General features: G+C 44.3%; 11 protein-coding genes. 9 read left to right on the top strand and 2 right to left on the bottom strand.

Features of this window, described 5'->3' with window-relative positions; all coding sequences use genetic code 11:
- The first annotated feature begins 98 nt into the window (after positions 1-98).
- The 8 genes from nhaA (at position 99) to mnhG (ending at position 7,442) form a co-directional block, all read left to right on the top strand.
- Complete coding sequence (nhaA, locus tag BCU12_RS07665) at positions 99-1,259, top strand: Na+/H+ antiporter NhaA (protein ID WP_102403756.1); 1,161 nt, start codon at positions 99-101, stop codon at positions 1,257-1,259.
- A gap of 486 nt (positions 1,260-1,745) precedes the next feature.
- A complete protein-coding gene (locus BCU12_RS07660; protein WP_102403755.1) occupies positions 1,746-4,037 on the top strand; it encodes a putative monovalent cation/H+ antiporter subunit A in 2,292 nt (763 codons plus the stop codon).
- Positions 4,034-4,468 (top strand): Na+/H+ antiporter subunit B, encoded by a 435-nt coding sequence (locus BCU12_RS07655; RefSeq protein WP_102403754.1) that lies wholly within the window; start codon positions 4,034-4,036, stop codon positions 4,466-4,468. Before BCU12_RS07660 ends, BCU12_RS07655 begins: the two co-directional genes overlap by 4 nt.
- A complete protein-coding gene (locus BCU12_RS07650) occupies positions 4,469-4,822 on the top strand; it encodes a Na+/H+ antiporter subunit C (RefSeq protein WP_102403753.1) in 354 nt (117 codons plus the stop codon).
- A complete protein-coding gene (locus BCU12_RS07645) occupies positions 4,819-6,312 on the top strand; it encodes a Na+/H+ antiporter subunit D (protein ID WP_102403752.1) in 1,494 nt (497 codons plus the stop codon). The genes BCU12_RS07650 and BCU12_RS07645 overlap by 4 nt, the downstream gene beginning before the upstream one ends.
- The gene (locus tag BCU12_RS07640) at positions 6,313-6,786 is read left to right on the top strand and encodes a Na+/H+ antiporter subunit E (protein ID WP_102403751.1); all 474 of its coding nucleotides are present in this window, start codon (positions 6,313-6,315) and stop codon (positions 6,784-6,786) included.
- 4 nt (positions 6,787-6,790) lie between these two features.
- Complete coding sequence (locus BCU12_RS07635; protein ID WP_102403750.1) at positions 6,791-7,066, top strand: cation:proton antiporter; 276 nt, start codon at positions 6,791-6,793, stop codon at positions 7,064-7,066.
- Complete coding sequence (gene mnhG / locus BCU12_RS07630) at positions 7,059-7,442, top strand: monovalent cation/H(+) antiporter subunit G (protein WP_102403749.1); 384 nt, start codon at positions 7,059-7,061, stop codon at positions 7,440-7,442. Before BCU12_RS07635 ends, mnhG begins: the two co-directional genes overlap by 8 nt.
- 79 nt (positions 7,443-7,521) lie before the next feature.
- Here mnhG and BCU12_RS07625 read toward each other — a convergent pair whose 3' ends face one another.
- Together BCU12_RS07625 and BCU12_RS07620 are read right to left on the bottom strand one after the other, a co-directional pair.
- Positions 7,522-8,136 (bottom strand): OmpA family protein, encoded by a 615-nt coding sequence (locus BCU12_RS07625; protein ID WP_102403748.1) that lies wholly within the window; start codon positions 8,134-8,136, stop codon positions 7,522-7,524.
- A gap of 2 nt (positions 8,137-8,138) precedes the next feature.
- Complete coding sequence (locus BCU12_RS07620; RefSeq protein ID WP_102403747.1) at positions 8,139-9,422, bottom strand: TolC family outer membrane protein; 1,284 nt, start codon at positions 9,420-9,422, stop codon at positions 8,139-8,141.
- 374 nt (positions 9,423-9,796) lie between these two features.
- Here BCU12_RS07620 and BCU12_RS07615 point away from each other — a divergent pair.
- The coding region (locus BCU12_RS07615) for a cadherin domain-containing protein (RefSeq protein WP_198599280.1) at positions 9,797-11,563 on the top strand (1,767 nt) is incomplete at its 3' end.

The raw sequence follows: 11,563 nt of genomic DNA, 5'->3' as shown, positions 1-11,563 counted from the left end.
GAAGTGTTATTAACAACTACTTACAAAACACACTTTATTACTTCGTTGACAGTTTATTTTTTCAATTTTTCTACTTTTACTTTTATAAGGCCAATAACATGACTGGTATGCTTCGAGACTTTTTTAAATTAGAGTCATCGAGTGGAATCTTACTCGTAATAGCTGCAATAATTGCGATGACCATTGCGAATTCTCCTCTGAACATTTATTACCAAGGTTTTTTACACACTTACTTTTTAGGCATGTCTCTTTCGCACTGGATTAACGATGGCTTAATGGCTGTCTTCTTCCTTATTATTGGGCTTGAAGTTAAGCGAGAGCTACTTGAAGGTGCTTTAAAATCAAAAGAAACGGCAATGTTCCCAGCAATCGCAGCGGTGGGTGGAATGTTAGTGCCTGCGTTGGTTTACGTTGCATTTAACTATAGTGATCCTGAGGCGCTTTCGGGATGGGCAATTCCAGCCGCGACCGATATTGCTTTTGCACTGGGTATTATGGCCTTGCTCGGCAACCGGGTACCAGTAAGCTTGAAGGTATTCTTGCTTGCCTTAGCTATTATCGATGATCTAGGCGCTGTCATTATTATTGCACTCTTTTATACGACTGACCTTTCGGTGACGGCTTTGATCATTGGGTTTATTTCTACAGCGGTGCTTTTCTACCTCAATTCAAAGAAAGTGACGTCTTTAACACCTTATTTGATCATCGGTGCAATACTCTGGTTTGCTGTTCTTAAATCTGGGGTTCATGCGACTCTAGCGGGTGTAGTGGTTGGTTTCGCTATTCCTCTTAAAGGCAGTAAGGGCGGTAAATCTCCGCTTAAAACCTTAGAGCATTCGCTTCACCCATACGTGGCTTTCGGCATACTTCCATTGTTTGCTTTGGCTAACGCAGGCGTTTCACTTCAGAATATTTCGGTTGAAGGCTTAACGTCTATGCTACCTCTTGGTATTGCACTTGGCCTGTTGGTTGGTAAACCGATAGGCATCATGTCGTGTTGTTGGATTTCTCTAAAGTTGGGTATTGCGAAGCTTCCTGAAGGTATTTCCATGAGGCACATCTTTGCTGTGTCGATACTGTGTGGCGTTGGCTTTACTATGTCTATCTTCATCTCTTCATTAGCCTTTGGTTTTGAGAAAGAGGTGATGGACACTTATGCCCGCTTAGGTATTCTGCTTGGTTCGACAGCCTCTGCAGTGCTGGGTTACTCCATACTTAATTTTGTGTTGCCTAAGCAACCTGCTGCTGTACACAATTAGTTAAGACACACGCTCACGTCAATCCACTGCTGAAGTCATCAGCAGTGGATTTTTCATTTTTTAGACTCCATTTTTATCTCTTAGTTTACCTCTGGGTTACTCTGTTTTCTTTGGCTTCGTCCTACTGTCTATTTGTTAACCTAAAGTTAATCTGCTTCCCTAGGCGGGTTTGCATAGCGTCATACCATTGTGTGAAGTGTGTCTACTAAGCGATTTACTATTTCCGACCCAATAGCTCTGATAGATCGGAAATTCCGAAGTTAACTCCTGTAACAAGCGAATGTTAATAATGTTAAAAGATGCTTAAACTGATCGCCTTGTAAAATTTGCAGATATTCTCATACGCTATATTTATCTATGTTGTTATAGGTATCTATTGTCGCTATGCTTCTGCAAGAGTTGATCGTGTGCTCACTCGGATAAATGGCCGAAATTCGTCATTTTCCTTCTTCAGAGTATTTAGTTTAAGCCTTGGAGGCTATTTTAATGCTAATTGCTGTTCTGTCAGGTTTTCTACTGGCGGTGTTTGTTCCTTGGTTGTTTCGACAGTTTGGTGAACTAACCAGTAGGTTGCTCGCTATATTGCCAGCGACGCTGTTTATCTATTTCCTAACCTTTCTTCCTGCTGTCACTGAGCAAGGGCCAATACTCATTAGCTATGATTGGGTACCAGCGCTTGGTATCAGTTTAGACTTCTGGCTGGATGGTTTAAGCCTATTGTTCGCCTTGCTGATCTCCGGTATTGGCTTCTTCGTTATTGTTTACACAGGCTGCTATTTAGCTCACAAAGCCGATCAGCGTAAATTGCTGATGTATCTCATGGCTTTCATGGGCGCTATGTTGGGCGTTGTACTCTCAAGCAATCTGATGGCAATGTTTGTCTTTTGGGAGTTAACCAGCATTACGTCATATATGTTAATTGGTTACTATCACGAGAAAGAAAGCTCGCGTAAATCTGCCTTACAAGGCTTGATGGTGACCGTTGGTGGCGGATTGGCTTTGTTGGCTGGGATAATCGTTCTTGGGCACATTGCTGGTACCTATGAGGTACGTGAGATTCTAGCCCAAGGCACTGAACTTCAGTCACACCCTTTGTTTGGCACGATGATGGTCTTAGTGTTACTGGGCGCATTCACTAAGTCTGCACAGTTCCCATTCCATTTTTGGTTGCCCAATGCGATGGCGGCGCCGACGCCTGTTAGCTCTTATCTGCACTCTGCGACCATGGTTAAAGCGGGTGTTTACCTGATGGCTCGTTTGCAGCCCACAATGGCGGGCTTTGAAACCTGGACGATAGCGCTCACATTTTTTGGCTCCATCACTATGCTGTTAGGTGCGACACTTGCTGTTACCAGTACGGACCTAAAACGTATTTTGGCTTACTCCACGGTCATGGCATTGGGTACGTTAACCATGCTTATTGGTATAGGAACAGAAGCGTCTTTATTGGCGGCCATTGTATTTTTACTTGGGCACGCACTTTATAAAGGCGCGTTGTTCATGGCTGCAGGCACGATTGACCACGAAACCGGGACGAAAGACGTTCGGGAATTAGGCGGTCTTCGTAAAGCCATGCCTTATACGGCGGCATTTATGTCGTTGGCTGCACTTGCTTTGGCGGGCGTACCGCCACTGTTTGGCTTTATTGGTAAAGAGATGATGTTGGAGGGAGTACTATCAAGCCCTTGGGCAATGCTGCTTGTTTTCATGGCTTTACTGACCTCAATCTTTATTGTTGCGTGTGCTGGTCTACTGGTGATCAAGCCTTTCTGGGGAAAGAAAACGAAGACTCCGAAAAAGGTACACGAAGCACCAATCGGTATGAGGCTAGGGTTCTCTGTTCTCGCGACTGTCGGTTTGATCTTCGGTTTGATTCCGAGCCTTGTTAATCCATTAGTTACTTCTGCTGTTAGCGCAATTTCTGTCGAAGCCGTTGAACCTGTTCACCTAGCGCTTTGGCATGGCATCAACATTCCATTGTTGATTAGCTTAACTGCTCTTGGGTTCGGTTATCTGTTGTTTAAGAAGTGGGACTCGCTAAGGCCATCAGCTGCGAAAGCCAAACCAATGTTAGATTTTGGCCCTGAACGTGGCTACGAAACCTTCATGGACAATTTACTTAAGTTTGCCAAATGGAGCACGATGAAGCTTCAAAATGGTTACATGGGTAATTATATCCTAACCATCTTTATCACCACCATTCTACTGGTTGGCTATACGATGGTGACTAAAGTAGGGTTCCACTGGGATATCGACTTCTCAGACGTCACAATTAAAGACATTGGCATAGCAATACTGATCGTGACTGTGATCACTTACGCCTGTGTCACGCCTCTGCGTTTGGGTTCGGTGGCGGCGATTGGTGCATTAGGTTTTGCCATGGCACTTATCTATGTGTTCTTTAGCGCCCCTGATCTCGCTATCACACAAGTCCTGATCGAAACATTAACGGTCATTACTCTTGTTCTTGTTTTGTTTAAATTACCTAAGTTCCAGAAGCTATCGAGCAGTGACATGCGTTGGAGAGACTGTTTTGTCGCTCTAACATTTGGCGCAATGATGGCTGTCTTGCTATTGACGGTTACGCACTTTGCGATGCCAGGTCGTATTAGTGAGTACATGATAGAGAATAGTTACACCATCGCAAAAGGTCGAAATATTGTGAACGTGATTCTGGTTGACTACCGAGCGTTGGATACTCTGGGTGAACTGTTCGTTCTTGCATTGGCTGCGCTTGGTGTCACCGCGATGCTGAGAACTAAGAAGGATAAGTCATGAACAATACCGGTACATCTTTAATATTGCAGGTAGTGGCTCGCTTTCTTTTGCCGATGTTACTGCTGTTCTCTGTGTTTTTGTTGCTACGCGGGCACGATGAACCAGGCGGTGGTTTCATTGCAGGCCTTGTTGCCTCAAGCGCCTTCGCTCTTTACTTGTTTGCATTTGATGCCGAACAAACTAGAAAGCTAATTGGTATTGATAGTGCGTACTTAATGGGTGGAGGCTTGATTATTGCCTTAGTGAGTGGATTCATCGGTGTCATTAAATCAGGCAGTGAGTATCTGAGCGCGGTCTGGTGGTATGTTCAAGTGCCCGGTCTTGGTGAACTGAAAATCAGTACACCTTTGATCTTTGATATCGGTGTGTATTTGGTTGTATTAGGAATGGTCACAACGCTCCTATTTTCATTAGCTCAGTTGGAGGAATAAATGACGACTCTATTTGCCATTGTCATTGGCGCTCTGTATGCGGCTGCGCTGTATATGATGCTAAGACGCAGTGTTGTTAAGCTAGTCATTGGCTTAATGATTCTATCCAACGCGACGAACTTGTTGATTTTCACCGGAGGCGGCCTTGTTCGTGGTGCGCCCCCTCTTATTGAGAAAGGAATGACGGTACCGATTGGCCCTATTGCGGATCCGCTGCCTCAGGCCCTGATATTGACGGCCATAGTTATTAGCTTTGGTGTTTTAGCTTTTGCTGTTGTTCTGATTAAGCGTGCTTATAAAGTTATAGGTGCGGATGATATGAATGAAATGAAGAGTACAGATTCTCAATTATGATTCTATTAATGCCAGTACTGATCCCTATGTTTTCCGCCGCGTTATCTATAATGCTGTGGAAACATCAAACGCTGCAACGCTGGATCAGTGTCATCTCAAATTTTTCACTTTTAATTGCAGCCATTACGTTATTTCACACGGTTTATACCAGTGGTATTCAAGCGACTAACCTAGGTGGTTGGGAAGCGCCGTTCGGTATTACACTTGTCGCTGATTTATTGGCGGTCGTGATGGTTACCGTGTCTTCCGTTGTTGCATTTTGTATCTCAATTTATGCACTTGCTACCATGACAAAGGAACATGAGAAGTTCGGTTTCTACCCGTTACTACACCTCATGCTTGCGGGTGTCATTGGGTCGTTCTTAACTGGAGACATATTCAACCTTTATGTATGGTTTGAGATCATGCTTATCGCTTCTTTTGGTTTGCTTATCCTAGGTGGAGAGCGAAGCCAAATGGAAGGGGCATTGAAGTATGTAACCTTAAACTTGCTCTCTTCAGCGTTATTCTTAAGTGCCGTCGGTTTGCTTTACGCCTACGCTGGAACGTTGAACATGGCGGACTTGGGGCAGAAGCTAGCCATGTCAGACAATCCAGAAGTGGTGACGGTGATTTCACTGCTATTCTTGGTTGCATTTGGTATCAAAGCGGCGGCGTTTCCGTTGTTCTTTTGGTTGCCCGCTTCATACCATACGCCGCCCGTTGCGATTTCAGCGGTATTTGCTGGCTTGTTAACAAAGGTCGGTGTTTATGCTCTGTATCGAGTGTTCAGTGTCATCTTCATTGGTGATTTAGGCTTTACTCACAATACATTATTGATGTGGATGGGTATCTTTACGATGGTGACAGGGGTATTAGGCGCTGCAGCTCAATTTGAAGTTCGCCGAATTCTCTCATTCCATATTGTGAGCCAAATTGGCTACATGATCCTAGGTTTGGCGCTGTTTACACCCTTAGCGATTCTGGGTGGCGTCTTTTATTTATTCCACCACATCATTGTAAAGACGAACCTATTCCTAATCAGTGGCGTCATGCACCGAATGCACGGCAGCTATCGTTTAGAGAAGTTAGGTGGGCTTTATAAATCTGCTCCGTTCTTAGCCATTTTGTTTGCGATCCCAGCCATGTCACTGGCGGGTATTCCTCCATTGTCAGGCTTCTTCGCGAAATTTGTTGTGATTAAAGCGGGTATTGAAGCGCAAGAATGGATTGGTGTCATCGCATCATTAGCGGTTGGCTTGTTAACTATGTACTCAATGATCAAAATTTGGGCGGAAGCGTTTTGGAAGAAACTGCCTGAAGATGCTGAAGTCAATCCACCTTTGTCTGATTCAGAGCGATTCTGTTTGTATTTGCCAATCATTATTATGGCAGTTATTACGATAACGATTGGTATTAATGCCCAATGGTTTGTAGAGCTTGCGGCTATGACTGCTGAGCAAATATTGGATCCGCAGCAATATATTCAAGCCGTGTTAGGAGGGCAGTAAATGAAAGCATTTGGATGGAATATGCTACTCGCCTTAGCATGGTTAGTACTGTCGGGCTCTTACACTATCTCTAACTTACTTGGCGGTATGTTGCTGAGTTACGTGGTTCTTGCGTATGCGTTGCGTGATAAGCCGCTATTTAGTGCGTACTTTGGCAAATTGCCTAAAATGGTGAACTTCATACTGTTTTTTATCTGGGATCTCATTAAGGCAAATGCGCGAGTGGCTTACGATGTACTGACACCGACACACTTAATGAAACCAGCGGTCATTGCCGTACCTCTGGATATTAAGACTGATGGTGGAATTACCGTGTTCTCTTCGTTGATTACGGTGACTCCTGGCTCGTTAGCCTTAGATGTCTCAACGGATAAAAAAGTGCTCTATGTTCACATGATGTACTTTGAAGATGAAGAACTTCATGTGGCTGAATTTAAGCGCCTCGAAGCCATGGTTATCGATTTATTAGGGTAAGGTTATGTTAGAAACTGTTTATGATATTAGCTTCATCATTTTAGTGGTCGCGCTATTGTTTGCTTTGGTTCGCTTACTGAAAGGACCATCTCTTCCTGACCGTGTTGTTGCTTTAGAGTTGATGGCATCTCTGACGGTTGGCTTGGTTGTCGTCTATAGTATTGCTCACAATGAACCTAAGTTTATTGATGTTGCCATCGTACTGGCGTTGACGTCTTTTATGGCTGCTGTTGGTTTTTCACGTTACTTAGAGCAAAGAGGGATACGTAAAGATGATTGATTTTATTATTGCCTTCTTTGTCTTGATGGGCTCGTTTTTGATGCTGTTAGCCAGCATTGGTTTGAATCGAATGCCTGATCTTCTGACTCGGATGCATGCAACGACAAAAGCAGGCGCACTGGGCGTTGGTTTGCTTGTGATTGCGTTCTCGATTGTATTCTGGGCAGACACCCCTGTTGTGGTTCGTGCTATCGCTGTGGTTTTGTTCGTCATTTTGACGGCGCCGATTGCGGCTCATGTACTCGCTAGAACGAGTTATTTTGTGGGCGTTTGCGTGTGGGAAGGAACCGTCAAAGATGCCATTAAAGAGCAATACGATATGGATACGCACCAATTAGCGAGTAAAAGCGCAAAGAATCGAAAAAGCGCAAAATAGTGGTTTCCAAATCAAGCTATTGAACTAATAGAAAGCGCCCCCAAAATTCAAATTAGGGGGGCGCTTTTCGTTTGTATTTCTATTTTTCAAGCGTGGTGAAGATGTTCCATTCTTCGACAACTTCTTCTTTAAGGCCAACAACGGTTGCCGTTACTTTTCTGTTTACAGCGTGGGCAATCTCATCATCATTTTCATCTTCTAATCGGCTTTCACCATAACCGACTATCTCGACTCTATCTTCAGAAATTTCATAAGAAAGAAGTTTCTCTTTAACTTCGTTGGCTCGTTTTTTTGAAAGCTCAAGATTATATTCATCAGAACCCGTTTTACTGGTAAAGCCTTGAATTTCAATTGAGGCGGACTGGTAGGTTTTTAGGAAATCAGACATTGTCTGTATTTGCCCACCAAACACCGGGTTTATCTCATAAGAGTCATTACTGAACAAGATTCTGAGTTGCATCGAGTCTTGTTGTTGTATGGTAATGCCGCAACCATCATTATCGACGATTGCGCCCGTTGGTGTGTCTGGGCAGATATCTCGAGCGTTTACTACGCCATCTCTATCATCATCGAGTAAGTCAGAAACTTGGTTCGCTTTACTCGTTTCAATGTAATCGTAATCGTCATTTGCACAGCCCGACAGAGCGAGCGCAAATGTGGCGATACTTATGGCTAACAGGGTTTTATTTGTCATAATTAATACTCCACTCGCTCAGTCCAGTCTTCTGGAATATCAACCAACAGCGCATCAAGCAATGAGCCTGTTGCGTTCATGACACGGTATTTTGCATACTGTTCTGAATAGTGAGCATCCAAATAGTCTTTACGCGCTTCAAACAATTCATTCTCCGTGTTGAGTAAATCAAGCAACGTTCGCTGACCGATTTTGTATTGCTTATCGTAGGCAATGACGGTTTCAGACGCAGAGTCCACATGGTCCGCTAAGAAGTTTTTCTGCTGTAGAGTGAGGTCAAGCGCTGACCATGATAAACGTAGGCCTTCTTCAACTTGACGATAGGCATTATCGCGAAGATCTTTCGCTTTATTGAGTTGATATGCAGCGCTATCACTAAGGTCACTGTCAGAGCCGCCATTAAATAGATTATAACGAAGCCTCAGCATGGCGAGTGTTTCTTCGCTTTTACCTTTATCTCCAGCAGCGTCATCTCGCCATGTCTGGCTTGCTTCTAGTGAGAGGGTCGGGTAGTTCACGCCCTTAGTTTGTTCGTATTGGAACTTAGCCGCATCAACATCTACCTTAGCAATCTGTATAACGGGATGACTATCAAAAGCAACATCAATGGCATCCGTCATAGAGAGAGGTAACTTGGATTCATCTGCTCTAGGGTAAATGAGCCCGAGAGGTTGTTGTCCAACTAAACGATAAAATTGAGTGTGAGTATCTATAAGGTTGTTTTGAGCAGCAAGGAGGTTACCATGTGCTTTGGCAATACGAGCCTCTACCTGCGAGACATCCGCCGTTGAACCAATACCCGATTCTTGTCTTTTTCTGATGTCCTTATAGATTCGTTTATGCACGGCTAAATTACTTTCTGACAAAGCCAGTACTTCTGTAGCCTTGACCGCGTCTAGATATACCTGAGTGACTTGCAGTGCAACGTCTTGAGAGTCAGCGAGAATTTGAAGGCGCACAGATTCTGCTTCTGCAGCGGTTCGGTCCATATCACGTAATGTCGCAGAACCATCCCAAAGCAATTGGGTAAGACTAATGGTCGCTTCCTTTCTGGTTAGGTCAGTATCTTCTTGCCCAGCAAGAGACTCCGCAGGGCTAATACCTTCGTAACCGATCCCCGCATCAAGATCGATACTGGGTAGATAAGCGCCACCGGATGCATCACTCTCTTTTACCTTGCTCAGGTACTCGTTATATATACTTTTTACTTCGGGGTTAGTCGCTAAGGTTATCGCTACCGCTTGCTCCAGAGTCTGGCCACTCGCATTGAAACTTGCTGCGATCATACAACTTAGCAAAATAGGTTTATTCCATCTCACTCACATGCTCCTTATTGATATCTTACGTGCACTAATACTCAGAGGTTGGTTCAAGCTAAACCGATATTCTGTACGTCAGAGAACGCCTAGACCTACGTTAGTGATGTTACGTATTTGTTATTCTCTGGAAGTCTAGTAGACCTTCTGCGACTTTGAGAACCTAATTCAAAATTAAATTCCCTTAAATATTGACAACTTGTGAAATATGTCCGAAGCGCACTCTGCTATTGACTGGAATATCAGTAAAAACGCACTAAATTTAGATGGGACGCAAAATAAAATTCATTTTGACAGTCACTTTGAGAAAGGTGTCTGGGTTTGTGCTGTATAGGACGTAGATTATGAATATTGGTAACTTGACGTTATTCGGTGTTGCAAACGCCACCATAGTCATTGATGTAAATGGACAGATTAGGGAGCTACTTCCCGGACAAACCCCAGCACCGGGTGAGGTGGTGGTGACGGTCGATGATGGAAACCCTGATGTGCCCAATATACAGGCAGACATAACAACGGAAGATGGCGGATTTAATGAGCTTGATCTAGAGGGTGAAATAGCACAAATCTTCGAGCAGTTGGAACAAGGGGTCGATCCAACAGCCAATGATGATTTTGCAACAGCCGCTGGTGGACAAAATGGTTCAAGCCCAACAGGAACAGGAACTGTCGAGCGTGATGGCGTAGAAACCATTGCCGAAACTCAGTTTGATACGGAAGGGCTACAGTCTCAAGGACTATCGGAAACACAGAGCCTAGCGCTATTTAATACACTGACCAGCTTTATTGGAGATGTCACTAACAGTGAATTCGAAACCGACTCGCCTGTGACAATTACGGGTATCATAGAGGTGGAAGGCGATTTTGCAGCAGAGTTCATCGAACAGGTTGATACCGAAGGAACGAATGGTGATTTTTCTATTGATTCGGAAGGGAACTGGACGTTTGTTGCAAATAGCCCATTTAATGAGCTTTACATCGGAGACACCATAACAGAAGTTTTTACGGTTGCTGCGACAGATGGTACGACTCAGGACATTACGGTCACAATAAACGGTACTAACGATGCCCCTGCTTTTGCTCCTAATGATGGGGAGCAATATTCGTTCTCTTATTTAGAAGGGGCGGAGCCCGGCCAAGTATTGGGTACTGTGGGGGCCACAGACCCAGATAATGAAGTTCTCGCCTATTCCATCTCAAGTAATATTCAAAATGAGTCGGAAGAAGATCTGTTTTCTATCGATGCCTTAACAGGAGAAATCAGTTTAACAGAAGCTGGCGCTATTGCCTTTAGCAACGATTTCGAACAACTCAGTAACTTGCATGCACTTACGGTGACAGTGACGGAGGTTGATAAGGCTGGTACTCCTCAAGCCGTTGATGTAACCGTTGAGCTAACAGAATTGAATATTGATGATAACGCGCCCGTTTTTGAAGATGAGGAAGGCGGTCCAGTCGAAGGGTATTCATTTGAATACAACGAAAATTCACTTGTGACGGATGTGTTAGGGCAAGTTGCCGCAGTCGATGCTGATGGTGAGGATGTGACCTATAGCATCACACAAAATGTCTATAGCTATGAATTTGAAGGAGACTTCAAATTTGTAGATGGGTTTGAGGGAGATTTCCCACAGAGGCCAGAAGGAGAGCCATTATTTGCGATTGACGAATTAACGGGTGAGATAACGCTTACGGAGGCAGGGGTTACAGCATTCACTAATGACTATGAACGATTCCAAAACTTGCATGACATTGTCGTCACCGCTACTGAGGTCGCGGAAGGACCAGGCAGTAACGGCTTGGGGCCAATACAAAAAGAAACACCAATCAATGTGTCTCTCTCAGAGATTAATCTGGACGATAATGCCCCGATCTTCTACGAAGATGAGCAACCCGTTCGATCCTACAGCTTTGAGTACAACGAAAACTCCGCTGAGGATTACGTCATTGGTACTGTGAATGCGGTGGATGCCGACGGAGAAGGTGTCACCTACAGCATCAAGACTAATGTCTTTAACGACGATGAAGTGCCTAAGGCGCTGTTTGAAATCGATTCAGAGAGTGGTCAAATCAGCCTCACGGAAGCCGGTGTTGCGGCGTTCACCAACGAT

The sequence above is a fragment of the Vibrio sp. 10N.261.55.A7 genome (genome assembly GCF_002877365.1).
Taxonomy (GTDB): Bacteria; Pseudomonadota; Gammaproteobacteria; order Enterobacterales; family Vibrionaceae; genus Vibrio.
The sequence above is the reverse complement of the archived record's forward strand: the minus strand, read 5'-3'. Positions and strand labels throughout refer to the sequence as shown.